The following is a 17,821-nucleotide window of genomic DNA, read 5'->3' as shown; positions in this document are numbered from 1 at the left end:
ACAGTGAATTTCCCGTTTTCCGGGAGATTCCCATGACCCTGAACGAGCTGCAACGCATCAAGCAGTGGCATGTCGCGCACAAGGCCGAGCACCCGCTGGAGTACCACCTCTGGGACCTGGTGCTGACGATCTGGATGCTGGGGTGGGTGGGCTGGTTTCCCATCTGCGCCTTTGGCGAGCCCTGGACCGCGCCGGTGTGCCTGGTCGCCATCTTTCTGCCCAGCCTGTATGTGACCTGGCGCACCCGCGCGCATGCGCGCCACACTCTGCGGTGCGACTGGATTGACGCGCGCGGTTAGCGGATCTTTGGAGGGCCTTACTGGCGGGCGGTGCGCACGTTGTGCGGCAGGCCCTGCGGGTGGCTGGTGCGCAGCGGGTTGATGTCCAGGCCGCCCCGGCGCGTGTAGCGCGCATACACGGTGAGCTTGATGGGTTTGCAGCGGGTCCACACGTCCATGAAGATGCGCTCCACGCACTGCTCGTGGAATTCGTTGTGGTTGCGAAAGCTCACCAGGTACTGCAGCAGGCCTTCCTGGTTGATCTGCGGGCCGCTGTAGCTGATCTGCACGCTGCCCCAGTCGGGCTGGCCCGTCACCAGGCAGTTGCTCTTGAGCAGGTTGCTGGTGAGCACTTCGGACACGGGGGCCTCGCCAAACACGGCCGTCAGCAGCTCGGGCGCGGGCTGGTACTGCGTGCATTCCACGTCCAGCCGATCGAGGCTCAGGCCGTCGAGTTCGTGCACGGGCTCCTGGTCGAACAGTTCGGGGCTGAGGAGCCGCACGCCCACGGTGGCCGGGTGCTCCGCGCCGCGCCACACGGCCTCGCTGATGTCGGCACGGACGCGGGCCTGCACCTCGGCCGCATCCGTGAATCGGGTGTTGTTGAAGCTGTTGAGGTAGAGCTTGAACGACTTGCTCTCCACGATGTTGGGGGTCTCGCACGGCACGGTGATGTGCGCCAGCGCCACCTGCGGCTTGCCGCGCTGGTTGAGCCACGACAGCTCGAACGCCGTCCACAGGTCGGCGCCGAAGAACGGCGCGGCGCCGGTGACACCGATCTCGGCCCGCTTGCCCGCGCGGGGGATGGGGAACAGCAGAGAGGCGTCGTACTGGTCGATGTAGGCCGATGCCTTGCCGAGTTGGGATTGTTCCGGGGTGTTCATGGATACTATTAAATTGATAGCTGGTAGCGCAATGTGGATAAGCGCCAGGGCCTGTTTTTATTTGAATTCCCGCTCGCGCAGCCACTTGGTGGCGATCCATTTTTCGCCGGCGATCACCGGGGCGCCGCCATGCAGGGTGCGCGTGGACGGGTGCGGGCGCTCGTAGCTGAAGAACACGGCATTGCCGCGCTGCGGCGCCACTTCCACATGCACATCGGGGAAGGTGGTGCCGCCGCCTTTCTCGGGCGTGTTCAGGTACATCACGAGCGTGCCCACACGCTGGCCGCCGCGCTTGACGATGGTGGGCGTGCCCGGCTCGGCGGGGTCGAAGTAGTCGTAGTGCGGCTTGTATTCGGCGCCGGGGCGGTAGTGCAGCACCTGCAGGCCCTCGCCGTTCTCGATGGGCCAGTTCAGCAGGCGGGCGATGCGCTCCTCGATGCGCTGCAGCAGCGGGCTTTCGCCGCGCTGGAAGAACATGCCGTCGCTCGTGCGGTCGTCGTTGACTTCCTCGCCCCCCGTCTTGGTGGCCACGGTGAGCGAGCGCGCCATGCGCGGCGCGGCGGCGGCGATCAGCGCATCGCATTCTTCGGGCGACAGCAGGTTGCCGAACACCACGATGCGCGGCTGGGCGATCGCCAGCAGCACGTTCACGCTGCGGTCGCCGGCCTCAAGCTGCGCGGGGGATTCGTCCAGCCGCGGCTCGGGCACCGCCACGGCGGGTGGCTGGCCCTGCTGCACGGCCAGTTCGTTGAGGTGGTCCTGCAGCGTGATCTCCAGCGCATCGGCGGCCACGTCCTCATCCCAGCCCGCATCGCGCATGGACTGCAGCACCACGGGCGCGGCATAGCCTGCCTGGGCCTGCTCGATGATCCAGCGGCGCAGCTCGGGCGTGATGGCCTGCCGCGCGGCACCGCGGTCCTGGTGGGTTGCCGTGGTGCTGTCCGGGTGCTGTTCAGAACGCGATGTCATGGCGGTCCTTCAACGTAAGCAGGTTTCTTTCGGGGTTACGGGGCGGGTGCTGCCTTGCGCCGGAATACCAGGCGCTCGGGCCCGGATGATGCCGGGGCAAAGGCATAGCCGTCCAGATCAAACCCTTCCAGCTGGCGGGGTGTGGCAAGGCGGTGCGTGACGGCATGGCGGGCCATGAGGCCGCGCGCGCGCTTGGCGTGGAAGCTGATGATCTTGTAGCCGCCGCCTTTCCAGTCCTCGAACACGCATTCGACCACGCGTGCCTTGAGCGCCTTGCGGTCCACGGCCTTGAAATACTCCTGCGACGCCAGGTTGACCACGACGGGCGTGGTGTCGGCGCGCAGCCGGGTGTTGAGGTGCTCGGCGATCTGGCTGCCCCAGAACTGGTACAGGTTGCTGCCCGCGGCCGTGGCCAGGCGCGTGCCCATCTCCAGCCGGTAGGGCTGCATGCGGTCGAGCGGGCGCAGCACGCCGTACAGGCCGCTCAGGATCGCCACGTGGCGCTGGGCCCAGTCCAGGTCGTCGGCGGTGAGCGCGCGCGCCTGCAGGCCTTCGTACACGTCGCCGTTGAAGGCCAGCAGCGCCTGGCGCGAGTTGGCGGCGGTGAAGCGGGGGCGCCAGGCCTGGTAGCGCGCCACGTTGAGCGCGGCCAGCTTGTCGCTCAGGTCCATGAGCGAGGCGATGTCCTGGGGGGACTGGGTGCGCAGCACCTCGATCAGGGCCGTGGACTGTGGCACGAACTGGGGCGTGGAATGGGGCAGCCCCTCGGGCAGGGGGGTGTCGTAGTCAAGGGATTTGGCAGGGGACAGCAGGAACAGCATGTGGGAGTCCGGGTGGTCCGTGGGGCTCGGAAGGGGAGAAGGCTGGGCGGAGCGAGGCCGGAATGCCGGCAGCGGCCAAAATGGTACCTGCTGCAGGGCCGCCGCAGCGCCAAGGCGTTGTTCAGGGCCCCCAAAGCAAGAAGGCGGCCCAGGGCCGCCTTCTTGTTTTCAGGGCCGCAGCCGGTGGATCAGGCCGCCGGCGGCTGCTCGAAAGGCAGGGTCATCGCCGACAGGTCGCGGCGGGTTTCCACCAGCACCAGCGGGCCTTCGTCCAGCACGACCGCGGGCGGCCGTTCGCGTGGAACGCGGATGGGTTGCGGTTCGGCCGCGATCGCCGCCTGCACGGCGGCGATCTTGCCCGCGTCCGAGTTCACCCATTGCAGCCCCGACGAGGCGGCAACCTGCTGGAGCTCGTCGACCGGCAGCGTGAAGGACTGGACACGGGGCATGCCGTTGGTGGCAGCCGCCGCAGCAGCAACCGCCACCGGGGCTGGCGCGGGCGCGGCAACGGGTGCGGCCGGGGGCGCCACGGGTGCCGCGGCAGCAGGGGCCGTGGCGGCCACCGGAGCAGCCACGGGCGCTGGCGCTGCAGCCGCCACCGGGGCGGCAGCCGGAGCCTCGGCCACGGGGGCCTCTACCGGTGCGGTGGGGGCGCTGAAGTAGCTGCGGCGTGGAGCCTCATCCTGTTCCGGCGCCGGTTCGGCCTGGGGTGCGGCGACGGCGGTGGGATCGAAGTCCAGCATCGCCGGTGCCGCTGCCGTGGTCTCGGTGCTGTCACGAGGACCTCGCTCGCCGCGTTCGCGGCGGTCACGGCCGTAGCGGTCGCGCGAGCGGCGCTCGCGGCGCTGCTGCTCTTCGCTGGCCGGGGCGCCATTGCCCGCGGCCACGTCGTTGCCGGACAGGTCCAGGTCGGGCAGCGATGCCAGCGGGGCGGTGTCGACGAAGTCGCCCGCGGCCGGCGCGGTGCTCTCCTGCGCTTCGACAGCACGGGGCGTGCGTTCGCCGCGCTCTGCACGGTCTCCACGTTCGCGGCGGCCGGAGCCTTCGCCACGGTCACGGCGCGGACCGCGCTCGCCGCGCGGCTGCTGGCCCGCTTCCGCGCTGTTGCCGTTCGGACCTTCCACCTGCGCCTGCGCGGCAGCGGTGTTGTCGCCGTTCAGGCCGGCGGCCTGGTTGCGGGGCTCGGCGTCGCGGCGGCCACGGCCACCGTCACGGCCGTTGCGGCCTTCGCGTCCCTCACGGGCTTCGCCTTCGGGGCGGCGGTCGGTGTCGCGGGGTGGGCGGCCCTCGGCGTCGCGCGGAGCGCGGCCTTCGGCCGAGCGCTCGCCACGGCGGCCGCGGCCTTCGCTGGCGCCTTCGCGGTTGCCGCCATCACGGCCGCCTTCGCGTTGGCCTTCCCGGTTGCCATCGCGGCCACCACGGCGGCCACGGCCTTCGCCGTTGCGGCCATCGCGGCGGGGCTCGCCGCGGCCCGTGGTTTCAGGTGTGGCGGCGGGGGCAGGGGCTGCTGCCACCGGTGCGGGGGCTGCCGGTGCATCGCCAAAGCCGAACAGGCTCTTGAGCCAGGAAAAGAAGCCTTGCTCCTGCGGCGCGGCGGCGGCAGCGGGCGCTGGCGCAGCCACGGGGGCCTGGGCGGGTGCCGCGGGCGCGGCAGCGGGGCGCTGGCCGGCGCGGGGTGGGCGGGCCGCGCCTTCGGGGCGGGGCTCGGCCACGGGGGCGGGAGCATCGGGCAGCACGCCCTTGATGACGGGGGTCTGCTTGTTGGTGGGCTCCTGCGAGCGGCGCGTCACGGCCGTGGGGTCTTCCACTTCCTCGGCGAGCTTGTAGCTGGCTTCGATGTGGTCCAGGCGCGGATCGTCGTGCTTGAGGCGTTCCAGGCGGTAGTTGGGGGTTTCCAGCGTCTTGTTGGGCACCATCAGCACGGCCACGCGCTGCTTGAGTTCGATCTTGGCGATCTCGGTGCGCTTTTCGTTGAGCAGGAACGAGGCCACTTCCACCGGCACCTGGCAGTGCACGGCGGCCGTGTTGTCCTTCATGGACTCTTCCTGGATGATGCGCAGGATTTGCAGGGCCGAGCTTTCCGTGTCGCGGATGTGGCCCGAGCCGCCGCAGCGGGGGCAGGGGATGGACGAGCCTTCGCTCAAGGCGGGCTTCAGGCGCTGGCGGCTCATCTCCATGAGGCCGAACTTGCTGATGGTGCCGAACTGCACGCGGGCGCGGTCCTGGCGCAGCGCGTCGCGCAGGCGGTTTTCCACTTCGCGGCGGTTCTTGCTCTCCTCCATGTCGATGAAGTCGATCACGATCAGGCCGCCCAGGTCGCGCAGGCGCATCTGGCGCGCCACTTCGTCGGCGGCTTCCAGGTTGGTGCGGGTGGCGGTTTCCTCGATGTCGCCGCCCTTGATGGCGCGGGCCGAGTTCACGTCCACGCTGACCAGCGCTTCGGTGTGGTCGATCACGATGGCGCCGCCCGAGGGCAGTTGCACGGTGCGGGCGTAGGCCGATTCGATCTGGTGCTCGATCTGGAAGCGGCTGAACAGGGCGGCGTCGTCGCGGTAGCGCTTCACGCGGGCGGCATGCTCGGGCATGACGTGCGCCATGAACTGCTGCGCCTGTTCGTAGATGTCGTCGGTATCGATGAGGATGTCACCGATGTCGTTGTTGAAGTAGTCGCGGATCGCGCGGATGACGAGGCTCGATTCCTGATAGATCAGGAAGGCGCCCTTGCCGCCCTTGGCGGCGCCGTCGATGGCGTTCCACAGCTTGAGCAGGTAGTTCAGGTCCCACTGCAGCTCGGGCGCGGTGCGGCCGATGCCGGCGGTGCGCGCGATGATGGACATGCCGTTGGGGTATTCCAGCTGGTCCATCGCCTCCTTGAGCTCGGCGCGGTCCTCGCCCTCGATGCGGCGCGAAACGCCACCGCCACGGGGGTTGTTGGGCATCAGCACCACGTAGCGGCCGGCCAGCGAGACGAAGGTGGTCAGGGCCGCGCCCTTGTTGCCGCGCTCTTCCTTTTCGACCTGGACCAGCAGCTCCTGGCCCTCGCGGATCACTTCATTGATGCGTGCCTGGCTGGGCGAGACACCGGGGGTGAAGTAGCTGCGCGAGATTTCCTTGAACGGCAGGAAGCCGTGGCGGTCTTCGCCGTAGTCGACGAAACAGGCTTCCAGCGAAGGCTCGACGCGCGTGACGACGGCCTTGTAGATGTTGCCCTTGCGCTGTTCGCGCCCCTCGATTTCGATTTCGTAGTCGAGGAGCTTTTGTCCGTCGACGATGGCCAGGCGCCGTTCTTCAGGCTGCGTGGCGTTGATGAGCATCCGCTTCATGATGCGATTCCTTCAGTGTTTCGCGGACAGCAGCGGAGCAGCCAACCGTGACCCACGGAGAGGGCTGCGCGGGCTGCCGCCCACAGTTTCCAAACCAATACAACAAGCTCTACAGGAGCTGTGAATGCCTGGACTGACGCATCGAAACGAAGGGAATTGCCGGGAATGCCAAGGGTCTGCCGAGCGCTAGCGCGGCAGGAAAAGGCAGGGGCGCGTGGATGGGGGCGAGTGAGAGTGGCGCAGTTTTGCTACCAAAATAGTAGCGTGTTGCGCTTGCAGGACGGGCGCTGGGGCGGAATGTGCGTGTGCGGCCGGGGGCAACAGCCACCGCCACAAGGTCACCATCCATGCCATCAACAACCACATGCTCGCTTCGATCCGCTGGCAGGCTGCTCCCGGGTAGGGTGCGTCTGCCAGCTTGGGGATTCCGTATCAGTGTTTCAATCTGTCAGCCCGCCGAACGAAGCGCAGGCCACCGCAGGCATCTGGCCTGCAATCTGCGTGCACGACGCCCGCTGGCATCGACCTTCCTGCACGAGGGAAAGGGTTGCGTGGACTAAACTCCAGACAAATCAACCACTTACACAGCAACGCGCAGGTGAAACACATTATAGGGGCCAAACCGCCATCCGACCGCACCACGGCGGCAAGCCCTCCGGCGGCACGCCTGATCGAGGTCGATTCCGATTCCGCGGGCCAGCGGCTCGATAACTTTTTGATACGCCACTTGAAAGGTGTGCCAAAAACGCACGTCTACCGCATCATCCGCAGCGGCGAGGTGCGCATCAACAAAGGCCGCGTGAGTGCCGACACCCGCGTGGAAGCAGGGGACGTGGTGCGCCTGCCTCCTGTTCGAATTTCAGACAAGGTCGCCGAGAAGGCCGAGCGCCCGGCGCCCGCGCGCGAATTTCCCATCCTGCTCGAAGACGAGCACCTCATCGCCATCGACAAGCCGGCCGGCGTGGCGGTGCACGGTGGCAGCGGCGTGAGCTTCGGCGTGATCGAGCAGTTGCGCCAGGCGCGCCCGGCCGCGAAATTCCTGGAGCTGGTGCACCGGCTCGACCGCGAGACCTCGGGCATCCTGCTGGTGGCTAAGAAGCGCTCGGCGCTCACGCACCTGCAGGACCAGTTCCGCGAGCGCGAGACCGGCAAGACCTACCTGGCACTCGTCACGGGTGCCTGGCCCGCCAACAAGAAAGTCATCGACCTGCCGCTGCACAAGTACCTGCAGGCCGACGGGGAGCGCCGTGTGCGCGTGACCACGGCCGACGACCCGGACGGCATGCGCTCCGTCACGCTCGTCAAGGTGCGCAGTTCCGTGCCCCCGCGCCCCGCGCAGGGGCTGCCCGCCATGTCGCTGCTGGAGGTGACCATCAAGACCGGCCGCACCCACCAGATCCGCGTGCACCTGGCCAGCCAGGGGCATGCCATCGTGGGGGACGACAAGTACGGGGATTTCGACCTCAACAAGCGGCTGCAGAAGCTGGGCATGAAGCGCATGTTCCTGCATGCCTGGCGGTTACAGTTCAACCATCCCGCCTCGGGCGAGCGCGTGGCGCTCCATGCCGAGCTGCCGTCCGAACTGGCCGGCTTTGTGCCTTCTCCTGCCTGAAATGGCGCGAACAACCCCCCATGCCCTCCACCACCTCCCGCCCGCGCCGTTTCGATCTCATCGCCTTTGACTGGGACGGCACCCTGTTTGATTCCACCGCCATCATCGTGCGCTGCATCCAGGCGGCGGTTCGCGATGTCGGTGGCACGGTGCCCACCGACAAGGAGGCCGCCTACGTGATCGGCATGGGGCTCATGCAGGCCCTGGCCCATGCCGCCCCCGACGTGCCGCCCGAGAAGTACACCGACCTGGGCAACCGCTACCGGTTCCACTACATCCAGCACCAGGAGGACCTGAGCCTGTTCGACGGCGTGCTGCCGCTGCTGGCCGATCTGCGCGATCGCGGGCACCTGCTGGCGGTGGCCACGGGCAAGAGCCGCCGCGGCCTGGACGATGCGCTGCATTCGGTGGACCTGCGCGGCGTGTTCGATGGCTCGCGCACGGCCGACCAGACCGCGGGCAAGCCGCATCCGCTGATGCTGCAGGAGCTGATGGCCGAGTTCGACGTTCTGCCCGAGCGGCTGCTGATGGTGGGCGACACCACGCACGACCTGCAGATGGCGGTGAATGCCGGCTGCGCCAGCGTGGGGGTGAGCTACGGCGCGCATGAGCCCGAGGTGTTCCATGCGCTCAACCCGCTGCACGTGGCCCATTCGGTGCGCGATCTGCACGACTGGCTGCTGCAATACGCCTGACGGGCGGGCACGATGCGCAAGCGAGCATTCCCATGACGGACCTTCCTGACCGGGCCATTGCGTTGTGCAACAGCGCCGACCTGGCCGACAGCGGCCTGGCTGTTGCGTTTGACGTGGTCTATGCGGGGCAGACCTGCCGGGCCTTTGCCATCCGCTACCGCGGCACGCCCCATGCCTACCTCAACCGCTGCACGCACGTGGCGATGGAAATGGACTACCAGCCCGACCGGTTTTTCGACGATACCGGCCAGTGGCTGCTGTGCGCCACCCATGGTGCGGCCTACCTGCCCAGCACGGGGCAGTGCGCGGGGGGGCCCTGCCGGGGCGGCCTGGTGAAAATTGCCTTGTCGGAAAGCGATGGCGTGGTGCACTGGCATACTGCATACAACCTGCAACCCGTAGAGTTCTAGAAAAACTAGATGAATTACCCTTATGTGCTGTCGTCCGGTGCCTTGCCCGTGCCCTGGACAGGCCGCCCCGGCAAGGCAGGCGCAGCGCCAGGACGCATGACATGACCGACCCCCAACCGCCCGGTTCCCCGGGTTTTGACCCCAAAAGCAACCCAGCGCCCGACCTGTGGGCGCAATCAGCTACGAATTCAGGAGCATCTGTGAGCGACTCATCGCGTGAACCCGGCTGGGAACGCGCCACGCTGGAAAAGCTGGCCTTCTCTGCCCTGCAAGAGCAACGCAGCGCCCGCCGCTGGAAGATATTCTTCCGGCTGGCATGGCTGCTGCTGATCGCCGCCGTTGCCTTCGCCGCCCTGCGCCAGGCGTCGCCCAGCGCCAGCAAGAGCGCGCCGCACACGGCGGTGGTCGACATCAAGGGCGAGATCGCCGCGGGCGCCGAGGCCAGCGCCGAGTTCGTCGTGGCCGCGATGCGCAGCGCGCTGGAGGACGAAGGCTCGCAGGCGCTGGTGCTGCTCATCAATTCGCCCGGCGGCAGCCCGGTGCAGGCCGGCATCATCAACGACGAGATCGTGCGCCTGAAGGCCAAGCACAACAAGCCGATCTATGCCGTGGTGGAGGAAACCTGCGCCTCGGCCGCGTACTACATCGCCGCCGCGGCGGACGACATCTATGTGGACAAGGCCAGCATCGTGGGCAGCATCGGCGTGCTGATGGATGGCTTCGGCTTCACCGGCACCATGGAAAAGCTGGGCGTGGAGCGTCGCCTGCTGACCGCTGGCGAGAACAAGGGCTTTCTCGACCCGTTCAGCCCGCAGACCGAAAAGCAGCGCGCCTACGCGCAGACCATGCTCGACCAGATCCACCAGCAGTTCATCGCCGTGGTGAAGGCCGGGCGCGGCGACCGCCTCAAGACCACGCCCGACACGTTCAGCGGCCTGTTCTGGACCGGCCAGCAGGCCGTGGAAATGGGCCTGGCAGACAAGCTGGGCAACCTGGACTACGTGGCGCGCGAGGTGGTGAAGGCCGAGGACATCATCGACTACACCCGCCGCGACAACGTGGCCGAGCGCCTGGTCAAGCGTTTTGGCGCCGCCATCGGCGTGGGCGCGGTCAAGTCGCTGTCAGTGGCGGGGCCGCAACTGCGCTGACGCCACCTGATCTGGCCTGCGGGCCACTCGCAGCCAATGCCCTGGGTGGAGATTCCATCCGGGGCATTTTTGCGTATGGGCGTGTGTGAATGGCGCCGCTGACCGGGCCGTGCAAGCCTCAGGGGCGGCAGGAGGGTGGAGGGGCCGGGGTGTGATGCCTGCTTCAGTTGTCCAGCCCGCCGGCCCTGCGCTGGCGCGAGCCGTCTTCAAGGATGGTGTCGTCCGCCACGAGCTTGCCCGCTTCGTCCCACTGCTTGCGCGCCGTGAGGCGCGTGCGGCCGCGGGCATCGGGGGCGGAATACTGCTCTTCCATCGCCAGCCGGCCGTTGTCGTGGAACGCCTGCTGCGTTCCCACGGGCCACTGGTCCTTGGTGAGCTGGTCGCGCCGCAGGAGGCTGCCGTCGTCGCGGTGCATCTCGCGCAGCAGGCGGGCCTGCTCGCCGGTGCCGCTCCAGGTGCTGCGTTCGCGCACGGACCCGTTGAGGTACCAGCGCTCCACCTGCACCTCGCGCCCGCCGTCAAAACCGCGCTGCTCGATGAGCTGGCCCGATGCGCCGTAGCGCCGGGTGCTCCACAGAGGGCCCCGGGTGTCGCGCAGCGCGCGCTCGTCGGGGGCGAAAACGCGTTCCTCGCGCAGCACGCTCCTGCCGCCTTCGGTGTGGAAGCTGCGGTGAACGCGCCGGCCTTCTACCACGAGCTGCTGGGCGGAGACGAGGCCGTCGCCGTTCCATTCGGTGGCGCTCAGCAGGCGGCCCTGGTCGTACCGAAGCTGTGCGGTTGGGGTCCCGTTTTCCGCGTGCAGCAGGGTGTCGGTGGCGCCATCGAAGCCGCAGAGCTTGCGGTCTTCGGGCAGCACGCTGGCACGGGGGCAGAGCAGGCGCGTGGGCTGGCCCCTGCCGTTGGTCTCCACATGAAAGAGCTCCTGCCCCTCGCCATGGAACGACACCCGCTCCACGCGGCCGGTGGCATCGAAGCGGCGCACCGCGCCCTGGGTGCGGCCGTTGTCGGCGGTTTCCTCGCGCCGCACCTGGCCGTTGGGCCAGAACTCGGCCACCCGGCCGTGGCTGTTGCCGCGTTCGTTCACCGTGCGCTCGCGCTGCAGGCGGCCTTCGCGGTCGAACATGCGCTCCTGGCCGATGTACTTGCCATCGCGCAGCTCCTGCTCTCGCTGGACATGGCCCGTGTCCTCTTCGCGGCAGCGCACGAGCCCGGACTGTCCGGCCGTTTCGGCACCGTTGGAGATGTTGATGGCCTTGCCGTTCAATTCACAACGAATAATGGCCTCTGCGCTTGTCATATAAGCGCTACAAGCTATTAAAAATATAGCAATCGAGTGCGGCTGCATGTCAGCGGCCCAATGCGAACACCACGGGGGTGCGGTTGTCGGGGGGCTCGGGCTGCTGGCGCCATTGCCGCACCAGCTGGCTGCGGATGCGTGCGTCCGGCAGCGTCAGCCCGCTGGCCAGCGCCAGCCGGGTGTGGGGTTGCAGCGCCTGGACCAGCGCCTGCCACAGGGCCGCATTGCGGTACGGGGTTTCGATGAAGAGCTGGGTCTGCCCTGTCTTGAGGGCCAGGCCTTCGAGTTCCTTGATGCGCTGGGTGCGCTCCTGGCTGTCCTGTGGCAGATAACCGACGAATGCGAAGTTCTGCCCGTTCAGGCCGCTGGCCGCCAGTGCGAGGAGCAGCGACACCGGGCCCACCAGGGGGGCCACGGGGATCTGCAGATCGTGCGCGGCGCGCACCACGGACGAGCCCGGGTCGGCGACGGCGGGCATGCCCGCCTCGCTGACCAATCCCATGTCATGCCCCGCCAGCGCGGCGGCCAGCAGGGGGCGGGCATCGAAGGGGGCCGACCCCTTGTCGCCATGGTCTCCCTTCTTGTGCACCTCGCGCGGCAGTTCGGTGATCTGCTGCTGCTGCAGGGAAGCGGCCAGGGGGTGGAGGGCATCGACGCGCTTGAGGTAGGCGCGGGTGCTCTTGGCGTTCTCGCACACCCAGTGGGTGAGCCGCGCCGCGGTCTGCAAGGTGCTGGCGGGCAGCGCATCCTGCAGCGGAACCTGGCTGTCGCAGCCAAAATCGAGCGGCGCGGGCACCAGGTACAGCGTTCCGGTTCTTGCGTTCATCGCTGGGCTCCATGGGGCTGCGTGGTACCTGCCGTCCAGGCAGCTGGCGCAGCCCAGGCCGGGGCGTGCCCTTCTGCGCAAGGAGAGGGTGGCGGCGCGAAGCGGCTCGGGGGATGTTTCATCACGGCAGTACCAGCCCTGCCGCCCGCAGCATGCGGCAGGTGCGGATCAGGGGCAGCCCAATGAGCGCGGTGGGGTCGTCGCTCACGATGGCATCGAGCAGCGCGATGCCCAGGCCTTCGCTCTTGGCGCTGCCCGCGCAGTCGTAGGGCTGCTCGGCGCGCAGGTAGCGCTCTATCTCTGCGTCGGACAGGTCGCGGAATTTCACCTCCACCGCAGCCAGGTCCACCTGCTCGAAGCCCGTGGCGGCGCACACCACGGCCACGGCGGTCTGGAACACCACGGTCTGGCCCCGCATCTGGCGCAACTGCTGCACCGCGCGCTCGTGGTGGCCCGGCTTGCCCAGGGGTTCGCCCGCAAGGTCGGCGACCTGGTCGGAGCCGATCACCACGGCATCGGGGTGCTGGCGGGCCACCGCCTGGGCCTTGGCCACCGCCAGGCGCAGGGCCAGCGCGCGCGGGGCCTCGCCCGGGCGGGGCGTCTCGTCCACATCGGGGGCGGCAACGTCGAAAGGCAGGTTCAACCGCTGGAGCAATTCGCGCCGGTACCGCGAGGTGGAGCCCAATACCAGAGGGCGTTGCAGGGGAGGGGATTGATGCATGCGCCGATTCTCTTACACTGCCGCCATGACCAAGGAATTCTCCGCACAGCGCCTGGACGTGAAAGCCTTTGCACAGGCGGGCGGTCGGCTGTCGGGCCACGATTCGCTCTTGAAGTACGAACGCCTGGCCCAGGAGGCCAAGGGCCTGCACCCGGACCTGATGGTGGACTGGGAGGCGGTCGGCGAAGTGCGCACCGCGCTGGGTGGCATGGGCCAGGTGTGGCTGCATCTCAAGGTGCGGGCCAGTTTCCCCATGGAGTGCCAGCGCTGCATGACCCCGGTGGATGTCCCCTTGGAGGTGGACCGCGAGTTCCGCTTCGTGGCCGACGAAGCCACGGCCGAGGCGCTGGACGACGAGAGCGAGGAAGACCTGCTGGCCATGAGCCGCGAATTTGATCTGCGCGAGCTGATCGAAGACGAATTGCTGATGGCGCTGCCCGTGGTGCCCAAGCACGACGAATGCCCGACCTCGGTGCCCCTGGCTTCCTCGGATGAGGATTTCGAAGAGGCCAACGCCGAGAAGCCCAACCCATTTGCCGCGCTGGCGGGCCTGCGAAAACCCGGCAAAGGGTCATAAAGAGGCCGCGAGCCATTTAGGCTATAATCGAGGGCTTCGCGCGAATCCCCTCGTGTCTTTAATGGGCTGATCGCGTTTTTACCAACCTATTCAAGACCAGGAGCCATCATGGCCGTTCAGCAAAACAAAAAGTCCCCTTCCAAGCGCGGCATGCACCGCTCGCACAATGCCCTGAATGTGCCGGGCATTGCCGTGGAACCCACTACCGGTGAAACGCACCTGCGCCACCACATCAGCCCCAACGGCTTCTACCGCGGCCGCCAGGTGCTGAAGAACAAGTCTGAAGCCTGACTTTCGCCCCATCCAAAGGCCCGTTGCTACTGAAATCGTAGCGCGGGCCTTTGTTTTGACCGTTGCATTTCATCTTCCGGCCTGTCTGGCCGGTCGGACAAGTCGCCCATGATCACACTGGCTGTTGACTGCATGGGGGGCGACCATGGCCCCCGCGTCACGCTCGCGGCGTGCCGCCAGTTCCTAGATAACCACCCTGATGCCCGCCTGCTGCTCGTTGGCCTGGCGGACAGCCTGCAGTCGTTCTCGCACGACCGCGCCACCATCGTGCCCGCTTCCGAAGTGGTGGCCATGGATGACCCCGTGGAGGTGGCCCTGCGCAGGAAGAAGGACTCTTCGATGCGCGTGGCGATCCAGCAGGTCAAGGATGGCGCCGCCTCGGCGGCTGTCTCCGCAGGCAATACCGGCGCCCTGATGGCCATTGCCCGCTATCTGCTCAAGACGCTCGACGGCATCGACCGCCCGGCCATCGCCACGCAGATGCCCAATGCCGCCGGCGGCGCCACCACGGTACTGGACCTGGGCGCCAACGTGGATTGCTCTGCGGAGCACCTGCTTCAGTTCGCCGTCATGGGCTCCGCGCTGGTGTCCGCCCTCAGGGATGGCGGCGAGCCGACGGTGGGCCTCCTCAATATTGGTGAGGAAGTCATCAAGGGCAGCGAAGTGATTAAAAAAGCAGGTGAACTCCTGCGATCTGCTGCCAATTCTGGCGATCTGAATTTCTATGGAAATGTCGAAGGCAATGACATCTTCAAGGGAACGGTGGATATCGTTGTGTGTGACGGCTTTGTCGGCAACGTGGCCCTCAAGGCCAGCGAAGGCGTCGCGTCGATGATCATCGGTGCGCTCAAGACCGAGTTCTCTCGCAACATCTTCACCAAAATTGCTGCCATCACTGCCTATCCGGTCTTAAAAGCGCTGATGAAGCGCATGGACTACCGTCGGTACAACGGTGCGGCCCTTCTGGGGCTGCGTGGACTGGTGTTCAAGAGCCATGGGTCGGCTGACACAATGGCCTTCGAGCAGGCGTTGAACCGGGCGTATGATGCAGCCCGCAACAACTTGCTCGACCGTGTCCGGACCCGGATTGCGCATGCAGCGCCTCTTCTGGTGCCTGCAGATGCACAGCCCCAGCCTGGCGTTGCGGCGACGATCACACATTGATGAGACGCTACTCCCGCATTACCGGCACCGGCAGCTACCTGCCCCCGCGCCGGCTGACCAACGCTGATCTGGTGGCCGAACTGGCCCAGCGCGGCATAGAAACCTCGGACGAATGGATCGTGGAGCGCACGGGCATCCGCGCCCGCCATTTCGCGGCGCCTGATGTCGCCAGCAGCGATCTGGGGCTGGAAGCCGCGCGCAACGCCCTGGAGGCCGCGGGGCTGCAGCCCACGGACATCGATCTGATCATCGTGGCCACGTCCACGCCGGACATGGTGTTTCCTTCGGCGGCCTGCATATTGCAGAACAAGCTGGGCGCCAATGGTTGCCCGGCGTTCGATGTGCAGGCGGTGTGCAGCGGTTTTGTCTATGCCCTGTCCGTGGCGGATGCCATGATCCAGACGGGGGCCGCCAATCGCGCGCTGGTCATTGGCGCTGAGGTTTTCAGCCGTATCCTGGACTTCAACGACCGTACCACCTGCGTGCTGTTTGGCGATGGGGCGGGTGCTGTGGTGCTGGAAGCCTCTGAGACGCCCGGCATCCTGTCCAGCGACCTGCACGCCGACGGCAGGCATGTGGGAATCCTGTGCGTGCCCGGCAACGTGGCCGGTGGCCAGGTGCTGGGGGACCCGGTCCTCAAGATGGACGGGCAGGCTGTTTTCAAGCTCGCTGTCGGGGTGCTCGAAAAGGCCGCGCATGCGGTGCTCGCGAAGGCGGGCATGACGGAGGCCGACATCGACTGGCTGATCCCGCACCAGGCCAACATCCGCATCATGCAGGGCACCGCCCGCAAGCTCAAGCTGTCCATGGACAAGGTGGTGGTCACGGTGGACCAGCATGGCAATACATCGGCCGCTTCCATTCCCCTCGCGTTGGACCACGCGGTGCGCTCCGGCCAGGTCAAAAAGGGCGAGACCCTGCTGCTCGAAGGTGTGGGCGGTGGCTTTACCTGGGGCGCGGTGCTCCTGAAGTTATAGCTTTCAGCGCCTATTGAATAAGCGCTGGGACTCGATTTCAATCATATTTCTGGATTTTTCATGAAATCTTTTGCATTTGTCTTTCCGGGGCAAGGCTCGCAATCGGTGGGCATGCTCGACGGATGGGGCGATCACCCGGTGGTCGTCCAGACCCTGCAGGAGGCATCGGATGCCCTGGGCGAGAACGTCGGCCTGTTGATCAAGGACGGCCCCAAGGAGGCGCTTGCGCTGACCACCAATACGCAGCCCGTGATGCTGGTGGCGGGGGTCGCTGCATGGCGCGTGTGGCGCGCGGAGGGCGGCGCGGCTCCCGTGGCTGTGGCTGGCCATTCGCTGGGCGAATATTCGGCGCTGGTGGCGGCGGGGGTGCTGACGCTGGCCCAGGCCGCGCCACTGGTGCGCCTGCGGGCGGCCGCCATGCAGGAGGCCGTGCCCGTCGGCACCGGAGCGATGGCGGCGATTCTGGGCATGGAAGCCTCCAAGGTCATCGCGGGCTGCGCCGAGGCGCTGGCTTCGCTGGGTGCGGGCACGTCCGAGGTGGTCGAGGCGGTCAATTTCAACGACCCCATCCAGACCGTCATTGCAGGGACCAAGGCGGGTGTCGACAAGGCCTGCGAAGTTCTCAAGGCGGCGGGTGCCAAGCGTGCATTGCTGTTGCCTGTCTCCGCACCCTTTCATTCCAGCCTGATGAAGCCCGCCGCCGAGAAGCTGCGGCTGGCGCTGGCGGATGTGGCGTTTGCCGTTCCCCAGATCCCTGTGCTGAACAACGTGGATGTCGCGGTTCGCCAGGACGCGGATGCGATCCGGGATGCGCTGTACCGGCAGGCCTTTGGCCCCGTGCGCTGGGTGGAATGCGTGCAGGCCCTCAAGGCGCGCGGCGTGACCCATATTGTTGAAAGTGGCCCTGGCAAGGTGCTGGCCGGCCTGACCAAGCGCATCGACCCCGAGTTGGTGGGTGGTGCAATGTTTGATCCGGCCACGCTGGCCGAAACCCGGGAGTTGCTGGCATGACGGAAACCTCATCGGCCGCGCAGGTGGCGTTGGTGACAGGCGCATCGCGCGGCATTGGCGCGGCCATTGCGCTGGAACTGGCTGTTCGTGGCTATCAAGTGGTGGGCACGGCCACGACCGACGAGGGGGCTGAGCGCATCAGCCAGGCCCTGTCGGCCTATCCGGGCTGCCGCGGCGCCAACCTGAACGTGAACGATGCGGCCGCCGTTGATGCGCTGCTGGATGCCATCGTCAAGCAGCAGGGCGGATTGCATGTGCTGGTGAACAATGCGGGCATCACCCGCGATACGCTGGCCATGCGCATGAAGGACGACGACTGGGACGCGGTGCTCGACACCAATCTCAAGGCCGTCTTTCGCGTGAGCCGTGCGGCCATCCGTCCGATGATGAAGCAGCGTTTTGGGCGCATCATCAGCATCACCAGCGTGGTGGGCGCCTCGGGCAATCCAGGCCAGGCCAACTACGCGGCCGCCAAGGCGGGTGTGGCCGGCATGGCGCGCGCACTGGCCCGCGAACTGGGCAGCCGCGGCATCACGGTCAACTGTGTGGCGCCGGGTTTTATCGAGACCGACATGACCTCCGTGTTGCCCGAAGACCAGCAAAAGGCGCTCAATGCGCAGATTCCCCTGGGCCACATGGGCAAGCCCGCAGACATCGCCCATGCGGTGGCCTACCTGGCTTCGCGCGAGGCTGGCTATGTCACCGGGCAGGAGTTGCATGTCAATGGCGGCATGTATATGTAATTGATGGAAGATAACGCCGGTTGATCCGGACGGCGGGCTGCTGAGGGGCTTCTCCTGAAGCAGCTAGAATCGCG

The 17,821-nt window shown here is 67.1% G+C and carries 18 protein-coding genes; 11 read left to right on the top strand and 7 right to left on the bottom strand.

What is annotated here, in order from left to right; genetic code table 11:
• Positions 1 to 32: 32 nt before the first annotated feature.
• The gene (locus AC07OD_RS04815) at positions 33 to 299 is read left to right on the top strand and encodes a hypothetical protein (RefSeq protein WP_218295616.1); all 267 of its coding nucleotides are present in this window, start codon (positions 33 to 35) and stop codon (positions 297 to 299) included.
• Positions 300 to 316: 17 nt separating this feature from the next.
• On the opposite strand, the gene queF is transcribed toward AC07OD_RS04815, so the two are convergent.
• The 4 genes from queF to AC07OD_RS04795 form a co-directional block, all read right to left on the bottom strand.
• Complete coding sequence (queF, locus tag AC07OD_RS04810; protein ID WP_369643014.1) at positions 317 to 1,162, bottom strand: NADPH-dependent 7-cyano-7-deazaguanine reductase QueF; 846 nt, start codon at positions 1,160 to 1,162, stop codon at positions 317 to 319.
• A 57-nt stretch (positions 1,163 to 1,219) separates the two neighbouring features.
• Complete coding sequence (locus AC07OD_RS04805; protein WP_218340092.1) at positions 1,220 to 2,131, bottom strand: 2OG-Fe(II) oxygenase; 912 nt, start codon at positions 2,129 to 2,131, stop codon at positions 1,220 to 1,222.
• A 35-nt stretch (positions 2,132 to 2,166) separates the two neighbouring features.
• A complete protein-coding gene (yaaA, locus tag AC07OD_RS04800) occupies positions 2,167 to 2,952 on the bottom strand; it encodes a peroxide stress protein YaaA (RefSeq protein ID WP_218340093.1) in 786 nt (261 codons plus the stop codon).
• Between the two features lie 188 nt (positions 2,953 to 3,140).
• Positions 3,141 to 6,275: an Rne/Rng family ribonuclease gene (locus tag AC07OD_RS04795; RefSeq protein WP_494595397.1), complete on the bottom strand. Its 3,135-nt coding sequence runs from the start codon at positions 6,273 to 6,275 to the stop codon at positions 3,141 to 3,143.
• A 598-nt stretch (positions 6,276 to 6,873) separates the two neighbouring features.
• Between AC07OD_RS04795 and AC07OD_RS04790 the strand changes: the two genes are divergently transcribed.
• The 4 genes from AC07OD_RS04790 to AC07OD_RS04775 all read left to right on the top strand — a co-directional run bounded on the left by AC07OD_RS04790 (position 6,874) and on the right by AC07OD_RS04775 (position 10,140).
• Positions 6,874 to 7,887 carry an RluA family pseudouridine synthase gene (locus tag AC07OD_RS04790; RefSeq protein WP_218295611.1) on the top strand — a complete coding sequence of 338 codons (1,014 nt, stop codon included), beginning with the start codon at positions 6,874 to 6,876 and terminating at the stop codon, positions 7,885 to 7,887.
• 20 nt (positions 7,888 to 7,907) lie between these two features.
• Positions 7,908 to 8,582, top strand: a complete 675-nt coding sequence (locus AC07OD_RS04785; RefSeq protein ID WP_218340095.1) for an HAD family hydrolase — start codon at positions 7,908 to 7,910, stop codon at positions 8,580 to 8,582.
• A gap of 32 nt (positions 8,583 to 8,614) precedes the next feature.
• A complete protein-coding gene (locus tag AC07OD_RS04780) occupies positions 8,615 to 8,992 on the top strand; it encodes a Rieske (2Fe-2S) protein (protein ID WP_218340096.1) in 378 nt (125 codons plus the stop codon).
• Positions 8,993 to 9,093: 101 nt separating this feature from the next.
• Positions 9,094 to 10,140 (top strand): S49 family peptidase, encoded by a 1,047-nt coding sequence (locus tag AC07OD_RS04775; protein ID WP_218340097.1) that lies wholly within the window; start codon positions 9,094 to 9,096, stop codon positions 10,138 to 10,140.
• Positions 10,141 to 10,303: 163 nt separating this feature from the next.
• Here AC07OD_RS04775 and AC07OD_RS04770 read toward each other — a convergent pair whose 3' ends face one another.
• The 3 genes from AC07OD_RS04770 to AC07OD_RS04760 all read right to left on the bottom strand — a co-directional run bounded on the left by AC07OD_RS04770 (position 10,304) and on the right by AC07OD_RS04760 (position 12,984).
• Positions 10,304 to 11,437 carry a toxin-antitoxin system YwqK family antitoxin gene (locus AC07OD_RS04770; protein WP_494595394.1) on the bottom strand — a complete coding sequence of 378 codons (1,134 nt, stop codon included), beginning with the start codon at positions 11,435 to 11,437 and terminating at the stop codon, positions 10,304 to 10,306.
• A 49-nt stretch (positions 11,438 to 11,486) separates the two neighbouring features.
• Positions 11,487 to 12,263 carry an SAM-dependent methyltransferase gene (locus AC07OD_RS04765; protein ID WP_218295607.1) on the bottom strand — a complete coding sequence of 259 codons (777 nt, stop codon included), beginning with the start codon at positions 12,261 to 12,263 and terminating at the stop codon, positions 11,487 to 11,489.
• Positions 12,264 to 12,384: 121 nt separating this feature from the next.
• Positions 12,385 to 12,984 (bottom strand): Maf family protein, encoded by a 600-nt coding sequence (locus AC07OD_RS04760; RefSeq protein WP_494595393.1) that lies wholly within the window; start codon positions 12,982 to 12,984, stop codon positions 12,385 to 12,387.
• A gap of 25 nt (positions 12,985 to 13,009) precedes the next feature.
• Here AC07OD_RS04760 and AC07OD_RS04755 point away from each other — a divergent pair, with 25 nt between their 5' ends.
• From AC07OD_RS04755 to fabG, 6 genes are all read left to right on the top strand, one after another.
• Complete coding sequence (locus tag AC07OD_RS04755; RefSeq protein ID WP_492244143.1) at positions 13,010 to 13,561, top strand: YceD family protein; 552 nt, start codon at positions 13,010 to 13,012, stop codon at positions 13,559 to 13,561.
• A gap of 108 nt (positions 13,562 to 13,669) precedes the next feature.
• Positions 13,670 to 13,852, top strand: coding sequence for a 50S ribosomal protein L32 (gene rpmF, locus AC07OD_RS04750; protein WP_005794249.1), 183 nt, complete (start codon positions 13,670 to 13,672; stop codon positions 13,850 to 13,852).
• A 108-nt stretch (positions 13,853 to 13,960) separates the two neighbouring features.
• The gene (plsX, locus tag AC07OD_RS04745; protein WP_218340100.1) at positions 13,961 to 15,016 is read left to right on the top strand and encodes a phosphate acyltransferase PlsX; all 1,056 of its coding nucleotides are present in this window, start codon (positions 13,961 to 13,963) and stop codon (positions 15,014 to 15,016) included.
• The gene (locus AC07OD_RS04740) at positions 15,016 to 15,993 is read left to right on the top strand and encodes a beta-ketoacyl-ACP synthase III (RefSeq protein ID WP_218295603.1); all 978 of its coding nucleotides are present in this window, start codon (positions 15,016 to 15,018) and stop codon (positions 15,991 to 15,993) included. The genes plsX and AC07OD_RS04740 overlap by 1 nt, the downstream gene beginning before the upstream one ends.
• A 60-nt stretch (positions 15,994 to 16,053) precedes the next feature.
• Positions 16,054 to 17,004, top strand: coding sequence for an ACP S-malonyltransferase (gene fabD, locus AC07OD_RS04735; protein ID WP_218295602.1), 951 nt, complete (start codon positions 16,054 to 16,056; stop codon positions 17,002 to 17,004).
• Positions 17,001 to 17,747, top strand: a complete 747-nt coding sequence (fabG, locus tag AC07OD_RS04730; RefSeq protein ID WP_218295601.1) for a 3-oxoacyl-ACP reductase FabG — start codon at positions 17,001 to 17,003, stop codon at positions 17,745 to 17,747. The genes fabD and fabG overlap by 4 nt, the downstream gene beginning before the upstream one ends.
• Positions 17,748 to 17,821: the final 74 nt, after the last annotated feature.

Source organism: Acidovorax sp. GW821-FHT10E03 (genome assembly GCF_059415205.1).
The sequence above is the reverse complement of the archived record's forward strand: the minus strand, read 5'-3'. Positions and strand labels throughout refer to the sequence as shown.

Coding starts and splice junctions, on each gene's coding strand:
- AC07OD_RS04785 (WP_218340095.1), top strand. CDS start 7,908: ATGCCCTCCACCACCTCCCGCCCGCGCCGTTTCGATCTCATCGCCTTT.
- AC07OD_RS04775 (WP_218340097.1), top strand. CDS start 9,094: ATGACCGACCCCCAACCGCCCGGTTCCCCGGGTTTTGACCCCAAAAGC.
- yaaA (WP_218340093.1), bottom strand. CDS start 2,952: ATGCTGTTCCTGCTGTCCCCTGCCAAATCCCTTGACTACGACACCCCC.
- AC07OD_RS04815 (WP_218295616.1), top strand. CDS start 33: ATGACCCTGAACGAGCTGCAACGCATCAAGCAGTGGCATGTCGCGCAC.
- AC07OD_RS04770 (WP_494595394.1), bottom strand. CDS start 11,437: ATGACAAGCGCAGAGGCCATTATTCGTTGTGAATTGAACGGCAAGGCC.
- AC07OD_RS04805 (WP_218340092.1), bottom strand. CDS start 2,131: ATGACATCGCGTTCTGAACAGCACCCGGACAGCACCACGGCAACCCAC.
- queF (WP_369643014.1), bottom strand. CDS start 1,162: ATGAACACCCCGGAACAATCCCAACTCGGCAAGGCATCGGCCTACATC.
- AC07OD_RS04740 (WP_218295603.1), top strand. CDS start 15,016: ATGAGACGCTACTCCCGCATTACCGGCACCGGCAGCTACCTGCCCCCG.
- AC07OD_RS04760 (WP_494595393.1), bottom strand. CDS start 12,984: ATGCATCAATCCCCTCCCCTGCAACGCCCTCTGGTATTGGGCTCCACC.
- plsX (WP_218340100.1), top strand. CDS start 13,961: ATGATCACACTGGCTGTTGACTGCATGGGGGGCGACCATGGCCCCCGC.
- fabG (WP_218295601.1), top strand. CDS start 17,001: ATGACGGAAACCTCATCGGCCGCGCAGGTGGCGTTGGTGACAGGCGCA.
- fabD (WP_218295602.1), top strand. CDS start 16,054: ATGAAATCTTTTGCATTTGTCTTTCCGGGGCAAGGCTCGCAATCGGTG.
- AC07OD_RS04795 (WP_494595397.1), bottom strand. CDS start 6,275: ATGAAGCGGATGCTCATCAACGCCACGCAGCCTGAAGAACGGCGCCTG.
- rpmF (WP_005794249.1), top strand. CDS start 13,670: ATGGCCGTTCAGCAAAACAAAAAGTCCCCTTCCAAGCGCGGCATGCAC.
- AC07OD_RS04765 (WP_218295607.1), bottom strand. CDS start 12,263: ATGAACGCAAGAACCGGAACGCTGTACCTGGTGCCCGCGCCGCTCGAT.
- AC07OD_RS04755 (WP_492244143.1), top strand. CDS start 13,010: ATGACCAAGGAATTCTCCGCACAGCGCCTGGACGTGAAAGCCTTTGCA.
- AC07OD_RS04780 (WP_218340096.1), top strand. CDS start 8,615: ATGACGGACCTTCCTGACCGGGCCATTGCGTTGTGCAACAGCGCCGAC.